This window comes from Pseudomonas sp. S5D5, assembly GCF_003013355.1.
GTDB classification, from domain to species: Bacteria; Pseudomonadota; Gammaproteobacteria; order Pseudomonadales; family Pseudomonadaceae; genus Aquipseudomonas; species Aquipseudomonas aylmerensis.
This window is the reverse complement of the sequence record NZ_PTEO01000001.1, coordinates 4965777-4991694: the sequence shown is the minus strand read 5'-3', so window position 1 is coordinate 4991694 and position 25918 is coordinate 4965777. Positions and strand designations below refer to the sequence as shown.

Annotated in this window: 24 protein-coding genes; 10 read left to right on the top strand and 14 right to left on the bottom strand. The window is 61.6% G+C overall.

Going from position 1 to position 25918, the window contains the following annotated elements; all coding sequences use genetic code 11:
* Positions 1–66: 66 nt before the first annotated feature.
* Positions 67–858 (bottom strand): crotonase/enoyl-CoA hydratase family protein, encoded by a 792-nt coding sequence (locus tag C9990_RS22680; RefSeq protein WP_065901693.1) that lies wholly within the window; start codon positions 856–858, stop codon positions 67–69.
* Positions 859–1280: 422 nt separating this feature from the next.
* On the opposite strand from C9990_RS22680, the gene C9990_RS22675 reads away from it, so the two are divergent.
* Positions 1281–2954, top strand: a complete 1674-nt coding sequence (locus C9990_RS22675) for a DEAD/DEAH box helicase (RefSeq protein ID WP_065901692.1) — start codon at positions 1281–1283, stop codon at positions 2952–2954.
* Positions 2955–3082: 128 nt separating this feature from the next.
* Here C9990_RS22675 and C9990_RS22670 read toward each other — a convergent pair whose 3' ends face one another.
* Complete coding sequence (locus C9990_RS22670; RefSeq protein ID WP_106804735.1) at positions 3083–3850, bottom strand: class III extradiol ring-cleavage dioxygenase; 768 nt, start codon at positions 3848–3850, stop codon at positions 3083–3085.
* A gap of 103 nt (positions 3851–3953) precedes the next feature.
* Between C9990_RS22670 and C9990_RS22665 the strand changes: the two genes are divergently transcribed.
* Positions 3954–4610, top strand: a complete 657-nt coding sequence (locus C9990_RS22665) for a thiopurine S-methyltransferase (RefSeq protein ID WP_106804734.1) — start codon at positions 3954–3956, stop codon at positions 4608–4610.
* 190 nt (positions 4611–4800) lie between these two features.
* Here C9990_RS22665 and htpX read toward each other — a convergent pair whose 3' ends face one another.
* Positions 4801–5688, bottom strand: coding sequence for a protease HtpX (gene htpX, locus C9990_RS22660; protein WP_106804733.1), 888 nt, complete (start codon positions 5686–5688; stop codon positions 4801–4803).
* Positions 5689–5992: 304 nt separating this feature from the next.
* Positions 5993–7204, bottom strand: coding sequence for a pyridoxal phosphate-dependent aminotransferase (locus C9990_RS22655; protein ID WP_025857865.1), 1212 nt, complete (start codon positions 7202–7204; stop codon positions 5993–5995).
* Positions 7205–7406: 202 nt separating this feature from the next.
* Between C9990_RS22655 and msrB the strand changes: the two genes are divergently transcribed.
* From msrB to C9990_RS22640, 3 genes are all read left to right on the top strand, one after another.
* Positions 7407–7799, top strand: coding sequence for a peptide-methionine (R)-S-oxide reductase MsrB (msrB, locus tag C9990_RS22650; protein ID WP_106804732.1), 393 nt, complete (start codon positions 7407–7409; stop codon positions 7797–7799).
* Positions 7800–7990: 191 nt separating this feature from the next.
* Complete coding sequence (locus C9990_RS22645; protein WP_065901684.1) at positions 7991–8476, top strand: glutathione peroxidase; 486 nt, start codon at positions 7991–7993, stop codon at positions 8474–8476.
* Positions 8473–8964 carry a MarR family winged helix-turn-helix transcriptional regulator gene (locus C9990_RS22640; protein ID WP_106804731.1) on the top strand — a complete coding sequence of 164 codons (492 nt, stop codon included), beginning with the start codon at positions 8473–8475 and terminating at the stop codon, positions 8962–8964. Before C9990_RS22645 ends, C9990_RS22640 begins: the two co-directional genes overlap by 4 nt.
* Here C9990_RS22640 and C9990_RS22635 read toward each other — a convergent pair.
* Positions 8918–11227, bottom strand: a complete 2310-nt coding sequence (locus C9990_RS22635; protein ID WP_106804730.1) for a response regulator — start codon at positions 11225–11227, stop codon at positions 8918–8920. The genes C9990_RS22640 and C9990_RS22635 overlap by 47 nt on opposite strands.
* 162 nt (positions 11228–11389) lie before the next feature.
* Here C9990_RS22635 and C9990_RS22630 point away from each other — a divergent pair, with 162 nt between their 5' ends.
* Positions 11390–12280, top strand: a complete 891-nt coding sequence (locus C9990_RS22630) for an ATP-binding protein (protein ID WP_065901679.1) — start codon at positions 11390–11392, stop codon at positions 12278–12280.
* The gene (locus C9990_RS22625; protein WP_106804729.1) at positions 12277–12759 is read left to right on the top strand and encodes a GAF domain-containing protein; all 483 of its coding nucleotides are present in this window, start codon (positions 12277–12279) and stop codon (positions 12757–12759) included. The genes C9990_RS22630 and C9990_RS22625 overlap by 4 nt, the downstream gene beginning before the upstream one ends.
* A gap of 26 nt (positions 12760–12785) precedes the next feature.
* On the opposite strand, the gene C9990_RS22620 is transcribed toward C9990_RS22625, so the two are convergent.
* The 8 genes from C9990_RS22620 to C9990_RS22585 all read right to left on the bottom strand — a co-directional run bounded on the left by C9990_RS22620 (position 12786) and on the right by C9990_RS22585 (position 21574).
* Entirely contained in the window at positions 12786–16421 is a 3636-nt protein-coding gene (locus C9990_RS22620) for a transporter substrate-binding domain-containing protein (RefSeq protein ID WP_106804728.1), read from the bottom strand.
* An 8-nt stretch (positions 16422–16429) separates the two neighbouring features.
* Positions 16430–17056: a response regulator transcription factor gene (locus C9990_RS22615; RefSeq protein ID WP_065901673.1), complete on the bottom strand. Its 627-nt coding sequence runs from the start codon at positions 17054–17056 to the stop codon at positions 16430–16432.
* A 249-nt stretch (positions 17057–17305) separates the two neighbouring features.
* Positions 17306–17707: a response regulator gene (locus C9990_RS22610; RefSeq protein WP_106804727.1), complete on the bottom strand. Its 402-nt coding sequence runs from the start codon at positions 17705–17707 to the stop codon at positions 17306–17308.
* Between the two features lie 171 nt (positions 17708–17878).
* Complete coding sequence (locus C9990_RS22605) at positions 17879–19210, bottom strand: deoxyguanosinetriphosphate triphosphohydrolase (RefSeq protein ID WP_065901669.1); 1332 nt, start codon at positions 19208–19210, stop codon at positions 17879–17881.
* Between the two features lie 71 nt (positions 19211–19281).
* Entirely contained in the window at positions 19282–20445 is a 1164-nt protein-coding gene (locus tag C9990_RS22600; RefSeq protein ID WP_106804726.1) for an EAL domain-containing protein, read from the bottom strand.
* A gap of 92 nt (positions 20446–20537) precedes the next feature.
* Positions 20538–20876: a hypothetical protein gene (locus tag C9990_RS22595; RefSeq protein WP_065901665.1), complete on the bottom strand. Its 339-nt coding sequence runs from the start codon at positions 20874–20876 to the stop codon at positions 20538–20540.
* Positions 20873–21256, bottom strand: a complete 384-nt coding sequence (locus C9990_RS22590) for a phage holin family protein (RefSeq protein ID WP_065901663.1) — start codon at positions 21254–21256, stop codon at positions 20873–20875. The genes C9990_RS22595 and C9990_RS22590 overlap by 4 nt, the downstream gene beginning before the upstream one ends.
* Positions 21257–21259: 3 nt before the next feature.
* On the bottom strand, positions 21260–21574 hold the full coding sequence (locus C9990_RS22585; RefSeq protein ID WP_065901661.1) for a YqjD family protein: 315 nt from the start codon (positions 21572–21574) through the stop codon (positions 21260–21262).
* A 347-nt stretch (positions 21575–21921) separates the two neighbouring features.
* On the opposite strand from C9990_RS22585, the gene C9990_RS22580 reads away from it, so the two are divergent.
* Positions 21922–23130, top strand: coding sequence for an ammonium transporter (locus C9990_RS22580; RefSeq protein ID WP_065901935.1), 1209 nt, complete (start codon positions 21922–21924; stop codon positions 23128–23130).
* Here C9990_RS22580 and C9990_RS22575 read toward each other — a convergent pair.
* Positions 23117–24853, bottom strand: a complete 1737-nt coding sequence (locus C9990_RS22575) for a monovalent cation:proton antiporter-2 (CPA2) family protein (protein ID WP_157955095.1) — start codon at positions 24851–24853, stop codon at positions 23117–23119. The two genes, C9990_RS22580 and C9990_RS22575, sit on opposite strands and share 14 nt — an antisense overlap.
* Positions 24854–25209: 356 nt before the next feature.
* Between C9990_RS22575 and C9990_RS22570 the strand changes: the two genes are divergently transcribed.
* The gene (locus tag C9990_RS22570; protein ID WP_065901659.1) at positions 25210–25446 is read left to right on the top strand and encodes a glutaredoxin family protein; all 237 of its coding nucleotides are present in this window, start codon (positions 25210–25212) and stop codon (positions 25444–25446) included.
* A gap of 74 nt (positions 25447–25520) precedes the next feature.
* Positions 25521–25856: a transcriptional regulator gene (locus C9990_RS22565; RefSeq protein ID WP_065901657.1), complete on the top strand. Its 336-nt coding sequence runs from the start codon at positions 25521–25523 to the stop codon at positions 25854–25856.
* The last annotated feature ends 62 nt before the right edge of the window (positions 25857–25918 follow it).

Sequence of the window (25918 nt, the reverse complement as noted above, 5' to 3'; positions counted from 1 at the left end):
GCTCCCACAGGTGGAAATGCGCACCCTGTGGAAGCGGGCTTGCCCGCGATAGCGCCATCAGCCGGTTCAGATACCCTTGAACACCCCGGGACGCTTCTCGATCATCGCCCGCACGCCTTCCTTGGCATCCTCGCTGTTGAGCAACTTATCCACCATCGGCGGCAAGGCGGCGGCCGCGACGGTTTCGCCTTCGATGCGCGCCAGGCGTGCCGACATCAAGGTCGCCTGCACCCCAAGCGGTGCCTGGCGGGCGATGCGGCTGGCGAGTTCGATGGCGCGCGGCAGCAGGTCTTCACTCGCCATCACCTCCTGCACCAGGCCCAGGCGCAGGGCATCATGGGCGTCGAACTCATCGCCGGTGAGCAACCAGCGCATGGCGTTGCCCCAGCCGGCGACCTGATGAAAGCGCAATGTCGCACCGCCAAAAGGAAAGATCCCACGCTGCACTTCCATCTGCGCGAAGCGGGTATTGCTCGCGCACAAGTTGATATCCGCCGCCAGCATCAACTCGATGCCGATGGTCAGGCAGTAACCCTGGGCCGCCACGATCACCGGTTTGCTCACCCTGGGACCGGCGAACACGCCCCACGGATCGCAGCCGCCCAGCGGCGGTTGCCAGCCTCCCGCCATCACGCCGCTGACGTTGGCCAGGTCCAGCCCGGCGGTGAAGTGGTCGCCGTGGGCGAATACCACCGCCACGCGCGCGTCTGCATTTCGATCAAATTCGCCATACGCCAGGCTCAGCTCATTGAGCAGATCCAGGTCGAACGCGTTGCGCTTGGCGACTCGATCCAGGCCCAACAGCAGGACATGACCCTGGAGTTCACGACTGACGCGGCTGCTGCTGGGTTGATTCATCGGGGGTGCCCTCGGGCGCAATGGAAGGTTTCGGACCAAAGGTGTTGATCGCCAGGTGAACCGTTTAAGCGTTACGACCAACGGGGCCGGGCCTTTGAAAAATAGACCCTCGCGGGCCGCCGCGCAAAGACTGTGACGCAGCGCGGTTTATCGGCACTTTGCGATAAAAAAAGCTCCCTTTTTCAGCTATTTCCGGTATAGTGCGCGCCGGCCTTTAACCGGGCCGCGTTTAGGTAGCGCAATTCCCCGAAGTCAGCTTCGGCTGCACGTCCGCACAGCGGACTCTCCCTTGACGAATCTTTTTCATTCATTCGTTTTCGCAAATCCCCGCCGACAAAGCAGCCAGGGCGACTCTTGAGTCTCAACACGGCATGCGCAGCTTTGGAGCATGGGTCTTTGCGGATGCACTTAGAGGCAGACCCATGACCCAGGAAACCGGCGGCTTCGCCGCTTTTAATCTTAACCCGAATATTCTTGCAGCCGTCGCAGCGACCGGCTACGAAGAGCCTTCGGCGATTCAGCAGCAATCGATCCCGATCATCATGGCCGGCCAGGACATGATTGGCCAGGCGCAAACCGGTACCGGTAAAACCGCCGCGTTCGCCCTGCCTATCCTGCACTGCATCGATCCTGCCAAGCGCGAACCGCAAGCCCTGATCCTCGCGCCAACTCGTGAGTTGGCGCTGCAAGTAGCAACCGCTTTTGAAACCTACGCCAAGCAAATGCCAGGCGTTACCGTTGTGGCTGTCTACGGCGGCGCGCCGATGGGCCCGCAACTGAAAGCTATCCGTAACGGCGCACAGATCGTCGTTGCCACCCCGGGCCGTCTGTGCGACCACTTGCGTCGTGACGAGAAAGTCCTGTCGACCGTGAACCACCTGGTTCTGGACGAAGCCGACGAAATGTTGAAGCTGGGCTTCATGGATGACCTGGAAGTCATCTTCAAGGCACTGCCACCGACCCGTCAAACCGTACTGTTCTCGGCCACCCTGCCACAGTCGATCCGTGCCATTGCCGAGCGCCACCTGCGCGATCCGCAACACGTGAAGATCCAGACCAAGACTCAGACCGTTACCGCGATCGAACAGGCTCACCTGTTGGTTCACGCTGACCAGAAGACCTCGGCTGTATTGAGCCTGCTGGAAGTCGAAGACTTCGACGCCCTGATCATGTTCGTGCGCACCAAGCAAGCGACCCTGGACCTGGCCAGTGCCCTGGAAGCCAAAGGCTACAAGGCCGCTGCGCTGAACGGTGACATCGCCCAGAACCAGCGTGAGCGCGTAATCGACTCCCTCAAGGATGGCCGCCTGGACATCGTTGTGGCAACCGACGTAGCCGCTCGTGGTCTCGACGTTCCACGTATCACCCACGTGTTCAACGTGGACATGCCGTACGATCCAGAGTCCTACGTTCACCGTATCGGCCGTACCGGCCGTGCGGGTCGCGAAGGCCGTGCACTGCTGCTGGTGACTCCACGTGAGCGCCGCATGCTGCAAGTGATCGAGCGTGTAACCGGTCAGAAAGTCGCCGAAGTCCGCCTGCCGGATGCCCAGGCCGTTCTCGATGCCCGCATCAAGAAACTGACCAACAGCCTGTCGCCGCTGGTGGCTGACGCTGAATCGACCCACGGCGACCTGCTGGACCGCCTGACCGCCGATATCGGTTGCACCCCGCGTGCCCTGGCTGCAGCGCTGCTGCGCAAGGCTACCAACGGTCAGGCCCTGACCCTGGCAGCGATCGAGAAAGAACGTCCACTGGTTCCGAACAGCGCGCCACGCGGTGATCGTCCAGAGCGTTCCGGCGACCGTCCAGAGCGTGGTGATCGTGAGCGTCGTGCTCCGGTTCCATTGGCTGAAGGTCGTGCCCGTTGCCGTACCGCGCTGGGCGCGCGTGATGGTATCGCGGCCAAGAACCTGCTGGGCGCTATCCTCAACGAGGGTGGGCTGGCACGTGAAGCTATCGGTCGCATCCAGGTCCGTGACAGCTTCTCCCTGGTGGAGCTGCCGGAAGACGGTCTGGAGAAACTGCTGGCCAAGCTGAAAGACACACGCGTTGCCGGTAAGCAGCTGAAGCTGCGTCGCTACCGCGAAGATTGATCCGCCCCTGGGCTGATTGATCGCACATAAAAAATCCCCGACTGGTTCGGGGATTTTTTTTGCCTGTTATTTTTGGGCGGTCTGCGCGCCCGTAGGAGCCGGCTTGCCGGCTCCTACAAAGGGTTGCTTCAGCCGAAGCGGTAGATGTCCATGCCCAGCGCCCCAAGGGTGAAACCCTGATGCGCCACGCTGAAAGCGCCACCGGCGCCGCGCGCAAAATACAGTGGCAGCAGATGCTCATCGCTGGGATGGCTGCGCACGGCATTCGGAGCCTGGCGGCGATAGTCGTGCAAGGCGTTTTCATCGTTGGCTGCCAGCTTGTCGACGACCCAGTCGCGAAACTCCAGCGCCCATGGCGTGATGGTCTCGGGCCCGGCGCGCCAGTCAAGCTCACCGAGGTTATGGGTGATGCTGCCCGAACCGATCAATAACACGCCTTGCTCGCGCAGGCTGGCGAGGGCGTGCCCGACGCGGGTCTGCAGGGCAGGGCCCATGCGGCTGGGCAGGGACACCTGCACCACCGGAATATCTGCCGCCGGGTACATCAGCGACAGCGGCACCCAGGTGCCGTGGTCAAAGGGCCGGCGCTCATCAATGCGTGCGTTCAGGCCGTCGGCATGCAGCAGTTCGACAATTTCGCCGGCCAATTGCGGGTTGCCCGGCGCCGGGTACTGCACGGCAAACAGCTCGGGGGGAAAGCCGCCAAAGTCGTGCCAGGTTTCGGGGGCGGGGCTGCCGGTGACCAGCAGCTCCTGGCTTTCCCAATGCGCCGACACCACTACAATCGCCCGCGGTCGTGGCAGTTCGGCGGCAAGACGCTGGAGGGCTGGGCCGCTGGCACCGGGTTGCAGGGCGAGCATGGGCGAACCGTGGGAAATAAACAGGCTGGGGAGCATGGGGAGGGTCCTGAGCGTTAACATGGGCCCATCTTCAATCAGATCATTGATCTAAATCTAATATAAGTTTTAGCACCATTTGATCGAATTTTCGGGGTGATCCATGGAGCCTAAGTTTTGGCAGGAGCGCTGGGCGCGCAATCAGATCGGTTTTCACTTGCCTGAGGTCAACCCTTACCTGCAACGGCACTGGCCGCAGTTGGCCCTCGCGCAGGGCGCCCAGGTGTTGGTCCCCTTGTGTGGCAAGAGCCTGGACTTGATGTGGCTGGCCAGCCATGGGCTGCGGGTACTCGGCGTGGAGCTGTCGGAACAGGCGGTGAAGGCGTTTTTCAGCGAGCAGAACCTGGTGCCGCGCATCACACGGCGCGGCGTCTTCAGCGTGTACCAGGCTGATCTGATCGAGGTGTGGTGCGGCGATTTCTTCGCCCTGGACGCCGAGGCCGTGGCCGATTGCGCCGCGCTTTATGACCGCGCCGCACTGATCGCCTTGCCGCCGTTGATGCGCGCGCAGTATGCCGAGCATCTGCACCAGTTGCTGTGTCCAGGTTGCCAGGGGCTGCTGATCACCCTCGATTACGATCAGACGCAAAAGGCCGGCCCGCCGTTTGCGGTGACGGATGACGAGGTCAAGGTGCTGTTCGGCTCGCAATGGACGCTGCGCGTGCTGGAAGAGCAGGACATCCTCGGCGAGAGCTGGAAGTTCGTTCAGGACGGCGTTACGCAGCTGGATGAGCGTGTCTATCAGATGACGATGCGTTGACCAGGCCTGGGTATTTACACCGCTTCGGGTACGCTGCCAGACCTGTGGCGGGGGAGATTGCTCCCGCAGGCGGCCTGGCATCTGGCCGCTACGCGATCCAAATGTGGGAGCCGGGCTTGCCCGCGATGACGATATAAGCGCCCACAAAAAAGGGGCGATCAGATCGCCCCTTCTTGTCTTGCGCCGGCGGTCAGCCGCGACGACGCAGTGCGTCGATACGCTCTTCCAGCGGTGGGTGGCTCATGAACAGGCGGGCCATGCCCTGTTTGATGCCACCGTTGATGCCGAAGGCAGTCAGGCTGTCCGGCATATGCACCGGCAGGCCTTGTTCGGAGCGCAGGTGTTGCAGTGCTGCAATCATCGCCCCGGTACCGGCCAGGCGTGCACCGGCTTCGTCTGCACGGAACTCGCGTTTGCGCGAGAACCACATGGTGATCGCGCTGGCCAGGAAGCCCAGCACCACTTCAGCGAAGATCGTCGCCACGAAGTAGGCAATACCGCGGCCTTCTTCGTTCTTGAAGATCACCTTGTCGACAAAGTTGCCGATGATCCGCGCGAAGAACATCACGAAGGTGTTCACCACGCCCTGAACCAGCGCCAGGGTGACCATGTCACCGTTGGCGACGTGGCCGATCTCGTGGGCCAGCACGGCTTTCACTTCATCGTAGGAGAAGCGTTCAAGCATGCCCTGGCTCACCGCAACGAGTGCGTCGTTCTTGTTCCAGCCGGTGGCAAAGGCGTTGGCTTCATATGCCGGGAAAATCCCGACCTCGGGCATCTTGATCCCCGCCTCGCGGGACAGCTGCTCCACGGTTTGCAGCAACCATTGCTCATGCCGGGTGCGTGGCTGGGTGATGACCTGGGTGCTGGTGCTCATTTTCGCCATCCACTTGGAGATGAACAGCGAGAACAGCGAGCCGGCAAAACCAAAGACGGCACAGAAAACCAGCAGCTGATGGAGGTTCAGGTCAACCCCGTTGGCCGCCATGAACCCGTTGAAGCCGAAAAGGCTCAGGGTGATGCTGGCAATCAGCACGACCGCCAGGTTAGTGGCCAAGAACAGCAGGATGCGCATCATGGTTGTAGAGTTCTCCTCATGCTTAATATGTCGCGTACTGCGGGGTATATAAGGTGCGGCATGGGGTGATTCAACCGAGCGACTATTTCAAACTGTGTCCTACAGCCTGAATGTAGAGTCTTGAAGGGATTTTCCGGCTCGCTAGCCGCGGTTGGATCACTTCGCCGTTGCCTTGCAGCCCTGTAATTATAGGGTGCAAGTGCGAGAACGGGCGCCACAGGTGCCAAGGCTTAGGGCGCGGGTGGAGAAGTGTTGCCAGATACTCGCCGTACGACCGCATGTCGGTCGTACGGCGACATCTACCCTACTGGCGATAGGACTTGAGGAAGTTGCCGATGCGACCAATGGCCATGTCCAGGTCATCCACACGCGGCAGGGTCACCACACGGAAGTGATCCGGCCACGGCCAGTTGAACGCCGTGCCTTGCACCACCAGCAGCTTTTCCGACAGCAGCAGGTCGAGCACGAACTTCTCGTCGTTGAGGATCGGGCAGACCTTCGGGTCGATGCGTGGGAAAGCGTACAGCGCCCCCATGGGCTTCACGCAGCTCACGCCAGGGATCGCGTTGAGCAGTTCCCAGGTGCGGTTGCGCTGTTCCAGCAGGCGGCCCTGGGGCAGTACCAGGTCGTTGATGCTCTGGTAGCCGCCGAGGGCGGTCTGGATGGCGTGCTGGCTCGGCACGTTGGCACACAGGCGCATGTTGGCCAGCATGTCGATGCCTTCGATATAGCTCTGGGCGTTGTGCTTGGGTCCGGAAATGGCAATCCAGCCAGAACGGAAGCCCGCCACGCGATACGACTTGGACAGGCCGTTGAAGGTCAGGCACAGCAGGTCAGGTGCCAGCGACGCGGTGCACACATGGACGGCATCATCGTAGAGGATCTTGTCGTAGATCTCGTCGGAGAACACCACCAGGTTGTGCTGGCGCGCCAACTCGAGCATGCCCAGCAGCACTTCCCTGGAGTACACGGCGCCGGTGGGGTTGTTCGGGTTGATGATCACCAGGGCCTTGGTGTTGGGGGTGATCTTGGCCTTGATGTCGGCCAGGTCCGGGAACCAGTCGGCGCCTTCATCGCACAGGTAATGCACCGGGTGGCCGCCGGCCAGGGTCACCGCTGCCGTCCACAGCGGGTAGTCGGGTGCCGGCACCAGCACTTCATCACCGTTGTTGAGCAGCGCCTGCATGGACATCACGATCAGCTCGGACACGCCATTGCCCAGGTAGATGTCTTCAATACCGACGCCTTCGACCTGCTTCTGCTGGTAGTACTGCATCACCGCCTTGCGCGCGCTGAACAAGCCCTTGGAGTCGCTGTAGCCCTGGGCGGTGGGCAGGTTGCGGATCACGTCCTGGAGGATTTCGTCCGGCGCTTCGAAACCAAACGGCGCCGGGTTGCCAATGTTCAGCTTGAGGATGCGATGGCCTTCCTCTTCCAGGCGTTTGGCGTGCTTGAGCACTGGGCCGCGAATGTCGTAGCAGACGTTGGCGAGCTTGTTCGATTTGCTGACCTGCATGGCGATGTGATCCTGAAAATGAACGATCCAGACGGTGTGGACACTACCGTACTGCGAATCCTGCGGGGCCCGCACCCATAAATACGTTTGAATGCCGGTTGCGCGGGTGCCAGACTGGCGTTTTGAAGAGGCGCAATCATACGTGCCGCCTGATCCATGGAAAAGACACAGATCAGGCTTTTTCAGTTGCCGAGGTGTACCGATGGATAAGTTGCAGAAAACCCTTGAAGAGTGGCGGGACATGCTCGATCCCGCGCAGTACCAGGTTTGCCGTCTCAAGGGTACCGAGCGTCCTTTCAGCGGCAAGTACAACGAAACCAAGACAGATGGCGTGTACCACTGTATCTGCTGCAACGAGCCCCTGTTCGATTCCACCACCAAGTTCGATTCCGGCTGCGGCTGGCCGAGCTTTTACGCGCCGATCGCCGAGAGCGCGATGGTCGAGATTCGCGATGTCAGCCACGGCATGATCCGCACGGAAGTCACCTGCGCCAAGTGCGATGCGCACCTGGGCCACGTGTTCCCGGACGGCCCGCCGCCGACCCACTTGCGTTACTGCATCAACTCGGTGTGCCTGGACCTGGTCCCGCGCTGAGCGATATAGGCCAACGTAAACCCCTGTAGCAGCCCGGCTTGCCGGCGATGGCATCCTTCAGATCGCTATCGCCACAAGCCGGGCGCCTGCAGGGAAAAGGTGATAGTGGGGTATCAATGCCGCCAATTAAATTGCACGCAATTTAATTGCCTACTATGTTTACCGTCTTTTCTCCCTATCGAGGCACTGCCATGAGCGACAACCTGCTGAGCATCCCGTGCACCACCATCAAGGGTGAGCAAAAGACCTTGGCCGATTTCGCCGGCAAGGCCATCCTGGTGGTCAACACCGCCAGCAAGTGTGGCTTCACCCCGCAGTACAAGGGCCTGGAGCAGCTCTGGCAGCAGTACAAGGACCAGGGTCTGGTGGTACTGGGCTTTCCCTGCAACCAGTTCGGCAAGCAGGAGCCGGGCAACGAAGGCGCGATTTCCGAATTCTGCGAGCTGAACTACGGCGTCAGTTTCCCGCTGTTCAAGAAAATCGACGTGAACGGTACTGAGGCCCATCCCCTGTTCGTGCAACTGAAAAAACAGGCGCCGGGCCTGCTGGGGTCCAAGGGGATCAAGTGGAACTTCACCAAGTTCCTGATTGGCCGCGACGGCCAGGTGGTCAAGCGCTTTGCCCCGACGACCAAGCCCCAGGACCTCACCCAAGAGATTGAAGCCCTGCTCAAATGACCGACCTGCCTACCGTGTCCCTGGCCCTGGACGATCAGTTGTGTTTCAAGCTGTATGCCGCCTCCCGGGCCGTGACCCGCGCTTATAAGCCGATGCTGGATCAGCTTGGCCTGACCTACCCGCAATATGTGGTGATGCTGGTGCTGTGGGAGTGGTACGAAGTGGCTCCGGCACAGCCGACGGTCAAGGCCCTGGGCGAGCGGCTGATGCTCGACTCAGGCACGCTGACGCCGCTGCTCAAGCGCCTCGAGCAGCTCAAGTGGGTCAGGCGCCAGCGCAGCGCCAGGGACGAGCGCGAAGTGCACCTCAGCCTCAGTGATGCCGGTGTGCACCTGCGCGACCAGGCCCATGGCCTCAAGACCCGATTGTTATGTGACAGCGGCATCGACCTGAACCAGGCCGACGCCTTGCGCCACGGCCTGGACCAGTTGCTTGGGCAGATCAGAGACTTGTCGTCGTCGGCACCCACAGGTCCAGCAGGCCCTTGAGTTCCTCGCGGCGAAACGGCTTGGCCAGGTAGTCATTCATGCCCGCTGCCCGGCAACGCTCGCGCTCTTCGGAGAGGGCGTTGGCGGTCAGCGCGACAATCGGCAGGTCCGGCCAGCGTCCGCTTTGGCGGATCTGCCGGCTGGCCTCATAGCCATCCATCACCGGCATGTTGCAGTCCATCAGCACCAGGTCGAAGCGTTGCTCTTCGAGGAACTTGAGCGCTTCGCCACCATGGGCGGCCACGACCACTTCGCACCCCAGCTTGCTCAACATGCCCTTGGCGACCAATTGGTTGACCGGATTGTCCTCCACCAGCAGGATGCGCGCCCGGTGTGCCAGGGGCGCGGCCTCCAATTGGAGGGGGTCGAGGATCAGTTGCGGGTCGCTGCGTAAATTGCGCTGCAGGATCTGGTACAACGCATTGCGGCTCAAGGGGCGCGCCTGTTGCTGCAAGGGCGCCAGCGCCGCCACTTCTTCGCTGGGCATGAAGTTGCCATAAGCGGTCACCAGCAGGATCGGTGCGGTAATGGCAGGCCGCAGGCGGAACAGGCATTCCGGACAATCGGTGATCAGCAGGTCCGGGGCCAGGCCAGTCAAATCCTCGTCCTGCGAGTAGCAGCGGGGTGTCAGCCCCCAATGCGGCAGCAGGGTGCTGAGCAGTTCTGTCAGGCCACTGCCGGCGCTGGTTATGGCGATGACCTCACCCGCCAGCGGCGCCTGTTGCACGGCGGGCAAATGCAGGGGCAGGGGCAGCTCGGCGCAGAACTGGCTGCCAAAGCCGACCTCCGAACTGATGCTCAGACGGCCTTTCATGGCTTCGCACAGGTTGTGCGTCAACGCCAGGCCCAGCCCCGTGCCGCCAAACTGGCGGGTGATGCCCGCGCCGGCTTGGGTGAAGGGCTGGAAGATTTTCACTTGGGCTTCCTGCGCAATGCCGATACCGGTATCACACACTTCGATGCGCACCCGGCCATTCAGGGCGCTGAGGCGCACATCCACGCGACCGAAACGGGTGAACTTCAACGCATTCGACAGCAAGTTGCTGACGATCTGCCGCACGCGCGTCGGGTCGCCCAGCACCTGGGCGGGAAACTGCGGGTCGATCAGGCAGGTCAGCTCGACGCTGGGCGCGGCGTTCTGCGACAGCAGGTTGGCGGTGTCTTCGACCAGCGAGCCCAGGTCGAACGGGATCACCTCCAGCTCCAACTGGCCGGCGTCGAACTTGGACAGGTCGAGGATATCGTTGAGCAACTCCACCAGCACCTTGCCCGAGTCATGGGCGATCGACAGTTGCTGGCGCTGCTCGGCGTTCAGCGAGCTGTCCAGTGACAGCGCGATCATCCCCAGCAGCCCATTGAGCGGGGTGCGGATTTCATGGCTCATGTTCGCCAGAAACGCCGCGCGGGCCTGGGCCATGCCCAGGGCGGTCATCTTCGCCGCTTCCAATTCTTCGTTGGACTGGCTCAGGCGCTGGTTGCTCGCCTTGAGTTCAAGGGTGCGCGCGGAGACGATGTTTTCCAGTTGCCCCAAGTATTCGGTCAGTCGGTCTTCGGCATGCCGGCGTTGCTGGATCTCCGTCTCCATGTTTTCAAATTGCTGGTTGGCCACGCTGACCAGCACACCGATCTCGTCGTGTTCATGCCCGGCTGGGCAGTCCAGGCGGGCGTGCCGGCGGTTGCTCAGCTCGCGAATGACGCGTACCAGTGGCTGGGTCAGCATCACGTAGAAGAGGGCCAGGAGAATGCCGGTCAGCAGCAGGCTACGGGCAAACCCGTTGAGCAGGGTGATCTCGGCACGGTGCAGGAAACGGCTGCCGAAGGCGTAGGTGTCCACGTCCAGGCGCAGCACGCCGAGGGATTCGTTGGGCATATGGCTCAGGTACAGCCGGTCTTCGAACTGACGGTTGGCGCCAAACAGGAAATCGCTGATGGGGCGGTAGGGGCTTTCCATGCGCGGCCGCTCGACATCGGCCAGTACCACGCCGTTGTTGTCGATCAACTGCGCGTGAATGATCGCGGGGGAGTGCAGCAGGCCCAGGGTCAATTCCTGGGCCAATTCGGCGTCAATGTTATAGGCAATACGCGACGTAGGATTATGGCTGATTTCGATCAGCGAGCGTATTTCACGGTTGATGGATGCGTCTTCGCTGGCATAATCAATGCCGATTTGGATCAGGCTGAGCAAGGTTCCCAAGACGAAACCGACCAGCACAGTCAATCTGGCTTGTTTATAAGACAAGCGGTGGGCGAACTTGATATCCATCGAGTGTTGAACCACTTCACGTTTCCCTTCGCCCGGCAAGCATAGCTGAACATCCACAGGCTCTGGCTTGCCGGCATGAATCGTTTTTTACGCGGCCTCGTGCGATCCGCCGCAGGGTTGCCAATACGCCATCTTTTGCAAGAACTTGCCAGAGGAATAATCGTGGATTCTCGACTGAATGCTTTTCTTGAGCGGGCCGACGCAGTGCTCGCCCGCCTTGAGCCCTTGTTGCCCGCGCCACGCCAAGCCATCGACTGGAACCAGTGCCTTGCCGCCCGTTGGCAGCGTGAAGGTCGCACCGGCTTCCTGTTGCCGCTGGAGGTGAGCCTGGACATGCGCCTGTCCGACCTGATCGGCGTGGACAAGCAACGCGAACAACTGGCCCGCAACACCCAGCAATTCATTGATGGCCTGCCAGCCAACCACGCGCTGCTGTGGGGTTCACGCGGCACCGGCAAATCGTCGATGGTGCGTGCCTTGCTGGCCCAGCATGCCAAGGCCGGCCTGCGCCTGATCGAAATCGAGCGCGATCACCTGGCCGACCTGCCACGGGTGGTCGAGCAACTGGTCAAGCTGCCGCAGCGCTTTATCCTGTTCTGCGACGACCTGTCGTTCGAGGCCGGCGAGGGCGATTATCGCGTACTCAAGAGTGTGCTGGATGGTTCGCTGGAACAGGCTCCGGAAAACGTGCTGCTGTACGCCACGTCCAACCGTCGCCACCTGGTACCGGAAAACCAGAGTGACAACGACAATTGGAAACGCGTGGACGGTGAGCTGCATCCGAGCGAGGCGGTGGAAGACAAGATTGCCTTGTCCGACCGTTTTGGCCTGTGGCTGTCGTTCTACCCGTTCACGCAAGAGCATTTCCTGGATGTGGTCGAGCACTGGATCGGCGAGCTTGCTAACAAAGCCGGTTTGCAGTGGCAGCGCGATGAGGCGCTCGACATCCTCGCCGTTCGCTGGGCGACCGGGCGCGGCAACCGCAATGGCCGTTGCGCGTACCAATTTGCCCGTTACTGGGTAGGCCTCAAACTGCTGGAGCGTCAGCCATGATCGATCTACAACACGCCGGCACCGGCCTCGACGGCTACGCGATGCTGTGTGCGCAGCTGGAATCGCTGCTGGCCGATGAGCGCGATTTCATCGCCAACAGTGCGCAGTTTTCGGCGTTTCTGTTTAACCAGCTGGACGACTTGAACTGGGCCGGCTTTTACCTCAACCGCAATGAAGAGCTGGTGCTGGGGCCGTTCCAGGGGCAGATCGCGTGTGTGCGTATTCCGTTCGGTCGTGGTGTGTGCGGGGCGGCGGCGGCGTCGCGCCAGACCCAGCGCGTCGAGGATGTCCACGCGTTTCCCGGGCATATTGCCTGTGACAGCGCCTCCAACAGCGAGTTGGTGGTGCCGCTGGTCAAGGACGACAGGCTGATTGGCGTCCTCGACCTCGATAGCCCGTCCCTGGCACGCTTTACCGAGCAGGACCAGGCGGGTATCGAACAGCTGGCGGCGATCTTCCTGCGCTTGACCGACTGCTGATCAACGAGGGGGCGGATGCCGCCCCTTTATTGACTCTCCAGCTCCTGCAACTGCACCTGCAGCAGCCGTTCCAGCTCCAGCATCAGTTTTTCCAGGGCTTTCACCTGCGTGTCGATCAGGGGGCGGTCAGCATCCTGCGCGCACACCTGTTCGAGGCTTTCGCATTGCGAAGCCAGCGTTCGGGCTTGAACGATGCGGGCAGCGCCCTTGATCTTGTGCGCCTGTTCGCTGATGTCCCGGGATGAAGCCTGGGCGGCTATCAAGGCGAGCAACTCCTGGCGATCGCGACGACTGCTGCTCAGCAACTCCTCCAGCAGGCGTCGACTCATCTGCGGATCGCCGCCGGTCAAGGCCTCGAAATTACCCAGGTCCAGGATCAGGCCGGCCGACCGCGGGCTGATCTGCGCCAGTTGCCGCTCCAGCGCGGTGAGGCTGATGGGTTTGAACAGGCAATCGTTCATGCCTGCCTGGGCGCAGCGCTGTTTCTCCTCGGGTTGGGCGTTGGCGGTAAAGCCCAGTACGACACAGGGCGTCAGTTGCTCGCGCTGCTCGTACTCGCGGATCGAGCGGCTCAACTCGTAGCCATTCATGATGGGCATGTTGCAGTCGGCTATCACCAGGTCGAAGTGCTCCTGGCGCCAGGCCTGGAAACCGGCCGAGCCGTTGTGGGCGGCGGTGAACTGGTGGCCCAGGTAGCCGAGCTGCTGGCACATCAACAGCCGGTTCGCCGGGTGATCGTCCACCACCAGGACATTCAGCACGGGCGCCGTCGCGGGGGCCTCGGGCTTGAATTCGTCCACCGCCAGCACCGGCTGCAGGCGCGTCATCTTCAGGTTGACGTATACCTGGGTGCCGACCATCGGCACGCTGCTCAGGCTCAGTTGGCCGCCCATCATCGCGCACAGGCTGCGGCAGATCACCAACCCCAGGCCCGCGCCGCTCCTCGCCAGGTGCCCGGAGTTGTCGGCCTGGGCAAAGGGTTCGAACAGGCGCATCTGATCGTCACGGCTGATGCCGATGCCGGTGTCTTCGACCACCAGTTTCATCTCGATCTGCTGCGGCAGTTGGGTGGGTAACACCTCGACCTTGATCTTTACCTGGCCTTGCTCGGTGAACTTGATCGCGTTGCTGACCAGGTTGGACAGCACCTGCTTGAAGCGCAACGGGTCGATCAATACCTCGGTGGCGTCCAGCTCGGGCTTGAACTCCAGCAACAGGCTGAGGGTTTTCTGCCGGGCGAGGCCATCAAACACGCGCACCACCGACTCGATCACTTCCCGCAGGTTGACGCGTTCGGGCGCCAGGCTCAGGCGGCCGGATTCGATACGGGCGATATCGAGGATATCGCCGATCAGCTCCAGCAGGTCCTTGGCCGAGTTGTACGCCACTTCGATGGCCGGGCGATCGAGATGACCCTGGTCGGCTCGCTTGAGGGTCAGCTCGAGCATGCCGATCACGGCGTTCATAGGCGTGCGGATTTCGTGGCTCATGGTCGCGAGGAAGGTGCTCTTTGCCCGGTTGGCTTCGTCGGCACGCTCCTTGGCGGCGCGCAGTTCGTCGAACAACTGGCGTCGTTCGCTGATGTCGATCCAGCCGCCGATGATGCCCTGGACCTCGCCGACGGAGTCGCGGTACGGCAGGATCCAGTGGTAGATCGTCAGTTTTTTCTCGCGAATGTGCAGGGTGCGGTCGAGGATCAGCGGGTTGCCTTCGGACACCACGCGCTTGTAGTCGGCATGGTATTGCGCCGCCTCCGCCGCCATCGCCGTGCTGATCTGCAGGGCGCTTTTGCCGATCACCTCCTCGCGCTTGACGTCGAACACCTGCAGGTAACTGTCGTTGCAGGTCTGCAGCAGGCCCTTGCGGTCGCGGACGTAGATCGGGTGCGGGGTTTCGTTGACCAGCGCACGCATGAACTCGAACTGATCATTGAGCGCGCGCTCCGCCATCCTGCGGTGCTTGATCTGGCGGCGCATATAGGCGTTCCAGCCCAGGGAAATCAGCAATAGCAGGCCGGTGCCGATGATGATGCGGGCAATCAGTTGATGGTAGTCGCGCCAGTAACTGTCGGAGGCCGCGGTGTAGCCGCGCCAGCGACTGTTGATCACCCCCAGCTCATCCGGGGCGATGCTCAGCAGGGCCTTGTCGAGAATCGAGGTGAGTTCGGTGGCGCTACGTGCTGTCGCCAGCGCAAAAGTGGCAGGGGTGGTGCCGATGCTGGAACTGATTTGGAGCTTGTCCTGGAACATCGGCGAAGACAGGAAGTAATTGGCGACCACCAAGGTATTCACTGCGCCGTCCACATTGCCTTGCACCAGCAATTCGGCCGACTTGAAGGTGTCGCCGGTTTCTACCAACTGGATCTTGGGAAAGTTGTCGCGCAGGAATGCTTGCAACGGGCTGCCCTGGGTCACCGCCAGCCGCTTGCCTTGCATTTCCTCAAGACTGCTGGGGGCCTGGCCATCCTTGCGCGTCAACATGACGTAGGAGTTTTCCAGGTAGGGGCGACTGAAGTTCAACTGGGCTTCGCGCTCGACGCTGGGGATGACCGCCCCGATGATATCGGCCTTGCCCGCCTCGACCTGATTGATCATCACGTTAACATCACGTTCGCGCTGGACGTCGAAGCGCAAGCCGGTGCGCAGGCGAACCAGTTCCAGCAAGTCGGCGGCGATGCCGCGAAAATTCCCGTCGGAGTCAAAAAACGTCAGCGGTGCAAAGGTTTCGTTGACGATCACCTTGACCACCGGGTTGTCCCGCAGCCAGCGTTCTTCGCGCAAGGTCAGTTGCAGTTTCTGGTCGGTCAGCAAGATGTCGCTGCCGGCGCTCCAGCGCTTGGCGATCGTTTCACGTTCGCTGGTGGGCACCGCGCGCAAGACTTCGTCGACGATGCTCAGCAGGGTGTGCTGGTGCTGGGGCATCGCGAAGCTGAATCCATAGGCTTCATGCTTGCCGAAGTTCGCCATCCGCACGTTCTTCAGGTAGCCCTTGTTGATCATGTAATGCGTGGAAATGGTATCGCCGAGAAAAACGTCGGCCTGTTCGAAGGCCACCGCGTTCAGCGCATTCTGATACGAGGGGTAGGCACGGATGATCGCCTTGGGGTACAGCTTTTCCACCTCACCCAGGGGCAGGTAGTGGTAGACCAGTGCCAGGCGCATTCCGGCCAGGCCCTCGCTGAGGCTACGGGTTTCGCCTTCGCGGGTTACCAGCACCGGCCGGTCCACGGCGTACGGCTCTGACAATGTCAGGTGGGGGTTTGCCGCCTCAAAGCTGTTGGAGGAGCCCAGCAAGTCGATCTCGCCGGTTTCAAGGGCGCTGATCGCGGCCTCTCGGGAGGGATAGCGCAGGACCTTGACCGGCAGGGCCAGCGCCTTGGCGAGCAGGCCGGCGTAGTCGGCGGTGAGTCCTTCATAGTCGCGCCCACTGGACGTGAGATCGAAGGGCGGGTAGTCAGGGAAAGCGGTGCCCAGCACCAACTCGCGTTTGTTCTGTAGCCATTGGCGTTGGGCTTTGTTCAGGCGGTTTTCCAGTGGTACGTAGCTCGCGCGGCTCAGCAGGTTGAAATGTTCCGGGCCAGTTTGAGGGGTTGCGGGCACGGCGGCGCTGAAGCACAAGCCGGCACTCAATATAATCAGATAGTCCTTTATACACCTGGGCATCCGTTTTCTCACACTAGCGCGTTTCGTTTTGCCATCTCGATAAGTTCTACCAAGGACTTGGCTTGAAGTTTCTGCATCAGCCTCTTTTTATAAGTGCTTACAGTTTTATTACTCAGAAACATACCCTTGGCTATTTCCTTGTTGGTGCGGCCTTGTGCAAAAAGTTGCAATACCATCAACTCGCGGTCATTGACTGCCTTGAACAGTTCAAGCTCCTGGGTATCCACGCCGTCTGCACCGTGGGAGTTCAAGGCCTGGCTGGGAAAGTAGTTGTAGCCGGACAATACGGCGCGAATGGCGCTCAGCAGTTCGCTCAGGTCGCCTTCCTTGCACACGTAGCCGTCGGCGCCCGAGCGCATGCAGCGTGTAGCGAACAGGGTGGGGGATTGGGCGGTCAGGACCAGGGTTTTCATCGAGGTATTCATGGCGTTGAATCGGCACAGCACCTCGAGCCCATCGAGTTTCGGAATGCTGATGTCCAGGATGATCAGGTCCGGCAGGCATTCGCGGACCATTTGTATGGCGTCGCACCCGTTGTCTGTTTCGCCGACGACTTCGTAACCTTCGTGTTCCAGCAACATCCTGATGGCCAGCCTTATAACCGGGTGGTCATCGATAATAAAAACGGTGTTCATAATCACATTCCATGCAAGTGCAAATAAAGCGGGCACATTAGCTCAGAAGTTGAGGGGGGAGCATGAACTCGAGGGGGCATAGATATAAAACAGGAAAGTTCCTACATTAAAAAAGGTAATAGCCTACTGGTCGCTAAGGCTTCGAGAGTCGGGTGGTCAGCGATTCAGCGGCGCGCCGCCCGAATCGTGGTGCCGGGGATTTAACGGCCCTTATACGTGTGCTTTTCGACGGTTTATATGTTTTAAGTCCTACACGTTTAAGCGGGGCAATGAGTGGGTCAAGCGTGAAAACTCATCTTTGTTCAACGGCTTTGATAAGTAGCCGAGTAAGGGCAGCCCACGCTCCCGGGCTTGCTCGTGCAGGGCCGATAATTCAGCTTCGGGTAGCCCGCTGAGCAGGATGGCGGCGCTGATAAAACGTCGGCGGCTGGCGATTTCGATCAATTCGAGCCCCGGCAGGTCCGGCAGGCACTGGTCGCAGAGGAGGATATCGAAAGGGCTGTCGGCCAGCGTCATCAAGCGGATCGCCTGTTCGGCGTTTTCCGCCGGGGTCAGCTGCCCGAAACCGAAACTCTTGAGCAGGCACTGGGTGGCAAGCAGCTGGAACGGATGGTCCTCCACCACCAGGATGCGTAAGGGGTAACTGGGCATAGAAGGCACACAGTGAGTCAAGCGTCGATGGGGGGCACGTAGGAACGGTTCGCCAGGTTGGCCCGGAGTGCGCGCGATTATTCCTCGTGTGGTTGTGCGAATTCGATCAGGCCGCTCTGTTACCGTCGTAGGCAGATTCTGTTCAGGCAACAGGCGGCGTGATCGGCGGGGTTATTGGGGGCTGGAGCGTCCCGTCATCTCCCGCGCCATTTCGGTGGCATAGCTGTCGGTCATGCCGGCGATGAAGTCGATCATGCGCAGGAACGAAGCGTGCAACGGCCACGCAGGGTTCGGCGCGTTGTTGCCCAGCAGGTCGAGAATGCGGCGGTTCTTGAAGGACGGCGTCCGCCCGCCATGTTGCTCCAGGGCTGCGCCGCAAAAGGCGTTCAGGAGGATCTCCAGGGTGGTGTAGGCGCCGATCTCATGCAGGGTCTTGCGCTTGTCCTGGAAGATTTTCTTGCGCGCCATGTCCTTGGCATCCAGTACGCAGCGCTTGGCCGGGCCGTGCATGTGCTCGACCAGGTCGCCGGGCAAGGTGCCGGCCAACAGGGCGTCCTGCTGTTCGACGAAGGCCCGCGCCGCGGCATTGGTCAAATGCTCGATAGCCTTGCCGCGCAGAATCGCCAGCTTGCGCCGCCGCGAGTCCTGGGAGCCCAGTTGCCGATAGGTCTGCGGCAGGTCGTCGCCCACCAGGTCGAGCAGCAGCGACTCGACCTCGGCGTATTCCAGCAACTCCATTTCCAGGCCGTCTTCCAGGTCGATCAAGGCGTAGCAGATGTCGTCCGCCGCTTCCATCAGGTAAACCAGCGGGTGACGCGCCCAGCGCTGTTCTTCGAGCTGCGGCAGGCCAAGCTTGTGGGCAATCTGTTCGAGGATCGGCAGTTCGCTCTGGTAGCAGCCGAACTTGTGCTTCTTGTAGCCCAGGGAGTCGGCGTGGCGGGCGGTCCAGGGGTATTTGAGGTAGGTGCCCAGGGTCGCGTAGGTCAGCCGCGTACCGCCATCGAACTGGTGGTATTCAAGCTGGGTGAGCACGCGAAAGCCTTGGGCGTTGCCCTCGAAATTAAGGAAGTCATTGCGCTCGGCGGTGCTCATGTCATCCAGCCAGCCGCGTCCGGCAGCTTGCTGGAACCAGTGGCGGATGGCGTCTTCGCCGGAATGCCCGAACGGCGGGTTGCCGATGTCATGGGCCAGGCAGGCCGATTGCACGACCATGCCCAGGTCGCTCGGATCACACCAGTCGGGCAGGGCGCTGCGCAGGGTTTCACCGACGCGCATGCCGAGGGAGCGACCCACGCAGCTGACTTCCAGGGAATGGGTCAGGCGCGTGTGGATGTGGTCGTTGCTGGAAACCGGGTGAACCTGGGTCTTTCGGCCGAGGCGGCGAAACGCGCCGGAAAAAATAATTCGGTCGTGGTCTTTGTGAAACGGGCTGCGGCCCAATTCTTCCGGGCTGTGCAGGGGCTTTCCAAGACGTTCGCGGGTAAGCAGGGTGGGCCAATCCAAGGCGGGTACTCTCCGTACGGTGAATGTCCCTCCCAGCTTCCCGGTTCAGCGAGGCCTGGGCAAGCGAAAATCTACAACCCGGCCGCGTCGATATCGATTAACAGCAAGCGCTGACCGTTATCGAAGAATTGTCCGGCGGTGAGGCAATACTGGTTGGTGGTGGCGTCGCGGTAGGTCGAGGACAAGGTCAGGCGGCGTTCTTCCCAGCCTTCGGCCAGCAAGTGATAAAAATACGGGCGCCAGGACCAGTTATGGCCCAGGTAGCGGCTGTCGGCTTGCCAGGCGTCCTGGCGCCACTCGAAGTTCGGTGTCAGCTGGGTGCCATGGCGGTCGCACTGATAAAAACGCAACAGCCAGGGAAAGTCCGGCAGTTGCGGCAGCTCGCTCAGCGGTGCCTGACCCTGGGCCCAGGCCTGCAGGATCTTCATCAACTCGGCCAATTGCTGGCGCAGTTGCATGACGCGCCCGCGTTCCGCCAGTTTCTGTTGCACATACGCCGCGCGCAGCTGCGCAAAATGCGCCACGAAGGCATCGGTGGCAAACCAGTCCAACTGCGCCTGCGCGAACAGGTAGCCCTGCACATAGCGCGAACCGCACTCCAGGGCGAAATTCAACTGGGCTTCGGTTTCCACCCCTTCGGCAATGATCCAGCAGCCGGTTTTTTCCGCCATCTGCGCCAATGCGCGTACCACTTCACTGCTCGGCCCACCCTTGGCAGCTTCCTGGAACAGACGCATGTCGAGCTTGAGAATATCCGGCTGCAACGCCAGCACCCGGTCGAGCTGGGAATAGCCGGCACCAAAGTCGTCGATGGCGATGCGCGCGCCCGCCTCGCGATAGCGTGCCACCACCTGGGCCAGGCGCTGGATATCGCCACCCAGCTCAGTGATCTCGAACACGATGCGCCGTGGGTCGACGCCATGCTGGTGGATCTGCCTCAGGCTCGGCAGGGCCTGGCCCGGGCGCAAGCGGTTGATCCAGCGCGGCGAGATGTTAAGGCTCAGGAACCAGTCTTCGGGGGCCTCATGCAAACGGCTCAGCGCATTGTCGCGAATCTGCCGGTCGAGGCGGCGCAAGCCCACACCCGGCGTACGCGGATCGGCAAACAGCGGGCCGACGGACTGCAGGCGCCCATCCGCCTGGCGCAGGCGGCCGAGGGCTTCGACGCCGGCGATACGGCCCGTGGCGGTGTCGATGAACGGTTGGAAGCAGGCGAGCGGTTGCCCGTCGATCACGGGGCCTCCTTAGATGCGTTGCCGAAAAAAAGGCCCGGCCCTCGAAAACGAGGACCGGGCCGTTTCTGTTAGCAAGAATGCAGCCAGCTGGCTCAGCTTTTGCGCGAACTGCCCTGCATGGCCAATTTGATCAGCGGGATCAGGCCGGCACCGAGGCGCACCAGGCGCGTCAGGCTGCTGATCCCGCCGCCCTTGGCGCCTTTGCCGGTAAAGAAGCCCATCAGCGTGACGGCGGCCACGCCCCACAGCGGCGCGTGCTTGATGCCCAAGCCGCCCTGGAAGCTCTGGCCCATGTTGCGCACCTTGTTCAGAGGCACCATCAGTTGCTGGGACTCATGGCGGATCTCCTGGCGGTGCATCTCCATGCGCAGGCGAATCAACGCCTTGCGCATTTCCCGGCGCGAGGTTTGCTGGATTTCATTCGAGCTCATGGCAGCAGGCGCTCCCGATCATTGGCCAACTCTTCGAGGGTGGCGTGGAAGGGCGTGGACTCATCGAACACTGCCGCTTTCAAGCGCACCCCGCAGAAGGCGGCGGCGAGGCTGTAGAAGACGCACAGGCAGATGATCCCGGTGAGGCGGTAACCGGTATCCCACACGAGGATCATCACCAATGTCGACAGCCCCACCAGCAACAGCAGGGCAAACACCAGCGCCAGGCCGGCAAACAGCAGCAGGCTGACAGTGCGCGCCTTCTGCTCCTGCAATTCGATGCCAAACAGTTCGACATGGCTGTGCAGCAAGCCCAGCACGGCCGCGCCCAGACGTCGAGAGGTTGTGCCCGTGGACGAGCTGCTTTCGCCGATAGACATGATTTAGCGCCTTGTAGCCAGCAGACCGATCAAGAAGCCCACACCGGCAGCGATACCGACGGACTGCCATGGGTTGGCCTGGACGTAATCCTCGGTGGCCGTGACCGCCGCCTGGCCGCGTTCGCGCAGGGACTCTTCGGTCAGTTGCAGGGTTTCACGGGCCTTGAGCAGGCTCTCGTGGATCTTGCTGCGCAGCTCATCGGCCTGGTCGCCGGCCAGGACCTTGGTGTCGTCCAGCAACCGTTCGGTGTCACTGACCAGGGTTTGGAAATCCGCCATCAGTATTTCTTGAGCAGTCTTTGCAGTTCTTCTGGCCATGGTTATCTCCGTGATTGGCTGATCGGTACGTGTGTTTTCGAGTCACCGGCATCGGTGAAGGTTCAGTTCAATTGTGTGGTACAGCTTTTGCTTTGCCTTGGTGCGCACGCCCCGGGGCCTGCGCTGAATCTGGGCGGCCTGAGGCCAATGCCTTGAAAAACCTTACCCTAAATCACTCAAACCCGCGGAAAAACCCTGTCGGCAACGGCCTGTTGTGTTAATCGCTGCGCTAAAGCGGTTCATGCCCTCTGAAGAGGGGTGGGACCGGTGGTGCCAATTTAGTGCGCGAAACCCTGGCTTGAACCGCTTTGGTGCTTTTTGCCTTTAATGCAGGCCTGCCCACCTCCATGGAAAATTTGCAAAGCGCGGTGGATACCCTTGTCCACAGTTCCAACACCCTGTTCATCCTGATCGGTGCGGTCATGGTCCTGGCCATGCACGCCGGCTTCGCGTTCCTGGAAGTCGGCACCGTGCGCCAGAAGAACCAGGTCAACGCCTTGTCGAAGATCCTCAGCGACTTCGCCATCTCGACCCTGGCCTATTTCTTTATAGGCTATTGGATCTCCTACGGTGTGAGCTTCATGCAACCGGCGGCGGTAATCAGTGCCGACCACGGCTATGGCCTGGTGAAGTTCTTCTTCCTGCTGACCTTCGCCGCGGCGATCCCGGCGATCATCTCCGGTGGCATCGCCGAACGCGCACGGTTTGTTCCGCAACTGTGCGCCACCGCGCTGATCGTCGCGTTCATCTACCCGTTTTTCGAAGGCATGGTCTGGAACGGCAATTTCGGCTTGCAGGCCTGGCTGCTGGCGACCTTCGGCGCCAGCTTCCATGACTTCGCCGGGTCCGTGGTGGTACACGCCATGGGCGGCTGGCTGGCGCTGGCGGCGGTGTTGCTGCTGGGCCCGCGCAACGGGCGTTATCGTGACGGGCGGCTGGTGGCGTTTGCACCGTCGAGCATTCCGTTCCTGGCGTTGGGCTCATGGATCCTGATCGTCGGCTGGTTCGGCTTCAACGTGATGAGCGCGCAAACCCTCAATGGCGTCAGTGGCCTGGTGGCGGTCAACTCGCTGATGGCCATGGTCGGCGGCACCGTGGCCGCGCTGGTGATCGGTCGCAATGACCCAGGCTTCCTGCACAACGGCCCGCTGGCCGGGTTGGTGGCGATCTGTGCCGGCTCCGACCTGATGCACCCGGTGGGCGCGCTCGTCACCGGTGTCGTCGCCGGTGGGCTGTTTGTGTGGTGCTTCATTGCGGCCCAGGACCGCTGGAAGATCGATGACGTACTGGGTGTGTGGCCGTTGCACGGCCTGTGCGGCGTGTGGGGCGGCATTGCCTGTGGCATTTTCGGGCAGACCGCACTGGGTGGGCTGGGCGGCGTGAGCCTGATCAGCCAGTTGATCGGCACCGCCCTCGGCGTTGTGGTCGCGCTGGGCGGCGGCCTGTTGGTGTACGGCGTGATCAAGCGCCTGCACGGGCTGCGCCTGAGCCAGGAAGAGGAGTATTACGGCGCCGACCTGTCGATCCACAAGATCGGCGCGGTCAGTCAGGATTGATCGGCGCCGCGTCGTCGCTGGGGGCTTGCGAGTAAAACCCATGCAGCAGGCGATAGCGATTGTGCCGGACCTCGTCGACCCGCGCCTGTACCTGTTGGTCGGGCAAGCCGAGCATCACCAGGGCGTGGGAGGCGAGCATCAGGCTCGACTCCAATAGCTCGGGCACCACCTCGCTGGCGCCCGCGGCTTTCAATTCGGCCAACTGGCTGTCATCGCGGGTGCGCACCAGGATCGGCACGTCGGGGTTGATCCGCCTTGCCTCTGTGAGCACCACCAGGGCCACATCGCTGTTGTCCACCGCAATCACCACCAGGCGTGCGCGCTCCAGGCCGACTGCGCTGAGCAGGGCGCCACGCCGACAGTCGCCATAGTGCACGCTGCTGTCTTCGGTGGCCGCTTCCTGTACGCGTTCCGGGTCGTCATCCAGGGCGATAAAGGCTTGCTGTTCGCGCCGCAGGAACCGCCCGATGGATTGCCCGACCCGGCCATAGCCACAGATCACTGCGTGCCCGCGCAATTGGGCGTTGAGGGCGGTGATCGCCTCCAGTTGCACTTGCTGGTTGGGCTTGCGGTGCAGGCGCAGCGCGAGGGCCGGCGCGGCGCGCAACAGCAGCGGAGTGAGCAGCATCGAGCAGAACGTGGCGGCGAGCAGCAGGCCGTTGAATTCATCCGGGATCAATCGACTCTGCTGCATCTGCGCCATCAATGCAAAACAGAACTCGCCGCCCTGGGCCAGGGCCAGGCCGCTGCGCCAGGCGGTCTCACTGTCACTGCCGCGCCATTTGACCAGGGCGGCGACCACGCACGCCTTGACCAGCATGAGTGTGAGGGTGAAACCGAGGATCAGCAGGCTATGGCTGACGAACAGTTGCAGGTCGATCAGCATGCCGATGCTGACGAAAAACAGCCCGAGTAAAATGTCGCGGAACGGGCGGATATCCGCTTCGATCTGATGGCGGTAATGGCTTTCGCCCAGCAGCATCCCGGCGAGGAACGCACCGAGGGCCGGAGACAGCCCCAACAGGTGCGTGAGCCAGGCGGTGAGCAGCACGATCACCAGCGCCAGCAGCACAAACAGCTCGGCCGAATGGGACGCGGCCACCTCATGAAACAGGCGCGGCAAGAGCCAGCGGCTGGCAAACAGCAGGCCGACGAACAGCACCACGGTCTTGCCCAGGGTCAGCGGCAGCGCCCAGTACCAGGCTTGCTCGCTGCTGCCGGCAAACACTGGGACCAGGGTCAGTAGCAACACCGCCACCACGTCCTGGAACAGCAGCACACCAATCGCGTTCTGGCCGTGGCTGCTGAAGATTTCCCCGAGGCTGGTCAGTTCCTTGCTGACGATAGCGGTGGACGACAACGCCAGCCCGGCACCGAGCAACAGCGCAATGCCCGGCGCCACCCCCAGGACCATCAACAAACCACCCAGCAGCCCCCCGCAGCCCAGCACCTGCAAGCTGCCCAGGCCAAACACCACGCGGCGCAGGGCGAGCATCTTGGTCAGGGAAAATTCCAGGCCCAGGGAAAACAGCAGGAACACCACCCCCAATTCGGCGAGGTCGGGCAGCTCTTCGCTGTCGTTGACCCAATCCAGCGCAGTGGGCCCCACGGCCAGGCCCACACACAGGTAGCCCAGCACCGGCGGCAACTGCAGGCGGCGAAACAGCGCAATCACCACCAGGGATGAGGCCAGAATGATCAGCAGGTTGGCAAACACACGCATCTCCGTTGCAGGTGGCGGACAAAAAGCCGCGAGAATCGCTGAATCAGTTATAGGCCATGCTGACCTGGGTCAGGTGTTTCTGTGGCCGATTGGATTTCAAGTGGTAAGCGAGGGCTGTAGTGGAGAGTGGGGTTGATGTGGAGAGCGGGCATTGTTGGTGATCTGGCTTCCTGTGGTGAGCGGGCTTGCCCCGTTGGGGCGCGCAGCGGCCCCGAAACGTATCGCCCCAGTTGTGTCTGGATGAGCGTGGAGGCCTTACTGGGGCCGCTGCGCAGCCCAACGCGGGGCAAGCCCGCTCGCCACAGGTATTGGGTGCGCTTAGAATGATCACCTACTTCTGACAGGGTCTATTCGTCATGCTGCCTGAATGCCAATTGTTCGGCACCCTGGGTTGCCACCTGTGTGAGTTCGCCGAAGCCGAAATCATGCCGCTCGTCGAACACGGGCTGCTGGTGGAGTTGGTGGATATCACCGACCCGGTCGACCTGACCGAGGCCTACGGCCTGCGAATTCCGGTGCTTCGCCGGGTCGACACCGGGGCGGAACTGGATTGGCCATTCGACACACAACAGGTCGTGGCCTTCCTTCGTTGAGGTTTCTGCGATGGCAGGTTTCCAAATATTGCATTACTGTATGTTTGTACAGCGATTGAATAGAGGGAACGCCCGTGGTGAATGTTGAACAACTGAAAAGCAGCGTCAATCGCATGTCCGCCGACGTCGTGCGCAACGCGGTGAACGAGCTGCGCCTGGACGGCCTGGTCACGGAAGGCAAGACGCCGTTTAACAAAGTGCATTTCAATACCTGCTTCGCCGAGATCGAGGCCCTGTTCCAGCGCGCCGGTTACCACAAGCAGCTGGACGTGGTGGGTTACCAGGGCTTGCTGTACGCGCTGTATGATCCGGGCCGCTGGGAAGCGGTGGACGTGCTGCGCTGGCTCAAGGAGTTCACCGAGGCCGCGAGTGCTTCGCCGATCCTGCGCGCCGAGTTGGTCAAGGCCTGAGATCCGCCCTAGGCTCAATCCCGCTGCATGCGGGATAATGCCCGCGTGTTTATCCAGGCTTC

Excerpts from the sequence above, each read along its gene's own strand:
- C9990_RS22680 (WP_065901693.1), bottom strand. The coding sequence starts at position 858 with ATGAATCAACCCAGCAGCAGCCGCGTCAGTCGTGAACTCCAGGGTCAT.
- C9990_RS22675 (WP_065901692.1), top strand. The coding sequence starts at position 1,281 with ATGACCCAGGAAACCGGCGGCTTCGCCGCTTTTAATCTTAACCCGAAT.
- C9990_RS22670 (WP_106804735.1), bottom strand. The coding sequence starts at position 3,850 with ATGCTCCCCAGCCTGTTTATTTCCCACGGTTCGCCCATGCTCGCCCTG.
- C9990_RS22665 (WP_106804734.1), top strand. The coding sequence starts at position 3,954 with ATGGAGCCTAAGTTTTGGCAGGAGCGCTGGGCGCGCAATCAGATCGGT.
- htpX (WP_106804733.1), bottom strand. The coding sequence starts at position 5,688 with ATGATGCGCATCCTGCTGTTCTTGGCCACTAACCTGGCGGTCGTGCTG.
- C9990_RS22655 (WP_025857865.1), bottom strand. The coding sequence starts at position 7,204 with ATGCAGGTCAGCAAATCGAACAAGCTCGCCAACGTCTGCTACGACATT.
- msrB (WP_106804732.1), top strand. The coding sequence starts at position 7,407 with ATGGATAAGTTGCAGAAAACCCTTGAAGAGTGGCGGGACATGCTCGAT.
- C9990_RS22645 (WP_065901684.1), top strand. The coding sequence starts at position 7,991 with ATGAGCGACAACCTGCTGAGCATCCCGTGCACCACCATCAAGGGTGAG.
- C9990_RS22640 (WP_106804731.1), top strand. The coding sequence starts at position 8,473 with ATGACCGACCTGCCTACCGTGTCCCTGGCCCTGGACGATCAGTTGTGT.
- C9990_RS22635 (WP_106804730.1), bottom strand. The coding sequence starts at position 11,227 with ATGGATATCAAGTTCGCCCACCGCTTGTCTTATAAACAAGCCAGATTG.
- C9990_RS22625 (WP_106804729.1), top strand. The coding sequence starts at position 12,277 with ATGATCGATCTACAACACGCCGGCACCGGCCTCGACGGCTACGCGATG.
- C9990_RS22620 (WP_106804728.1), bottom strand. The coding sequence starts at position 16,421 with ATGCCCAGGTGTATAAAGGACTATCTGATTATATTGAGTGCCGGCTTG.
- C9990_RS22615 (WP_065901673.1), bottom strand. The coding sequence starts at position 17,056 with ATGAACACCGTTTTTATTATCGATGACCACCCGGTTATAAGGCTGGCC.
- C9990_RS22610 (WP_106804727.1), bottom strand. The coding sequence starts at position 17,707 with ATGCCCAGTTACCCCTTACGCATCCTGGTGGTGGAGGACCATCCGTTC.
- C9990_RS22595 (WP_065901665.1), bottom strand. The coding sequence starts at position 20,876 with ATGAGCTCGAATGAAATCCAGCAAACCTCGCGCCGGGAAATGCGCAAG.
- C9990_RS22590 (WP_065901663.1), bottom strand. The coding sequence starts at position 21,256 with ATGTCTATCGGCGAAAGCAGCTCGTCCACGGGCACAACCTCTCGACGT.
- C9990_RS22585 (WP_065901661.1), bottom strand. The coding sequence starts at position 21,574 with ATGGCCAGAAGAACTGCAAAGACTGCTCAAGAAATACTGATGGCGGAT.
- C9990_RS22580 (WP_065901935.1), top strand. The coding sequence starts at position 21,922 with ATGGAAAATTTGCAAAGCGCGGTGGATACCCTTGTCCACAGTTCCAAC.
- C9990_RS22575 (WP_157955095.1), bottom strand. The coding sequence starts at position 24,853 with ATGCGTGTGTTTGCCAACCTGCTGATCATTCTGGCCTCATCCCTGGTG.
- C9990_RS22570 (WP_065901659.1), top strand. The coding sequence starts at position 25,210 with ATGCTGCCTGAATGCCAATTGTTCGGCACCCTGGGTTGCCACCTGTGT.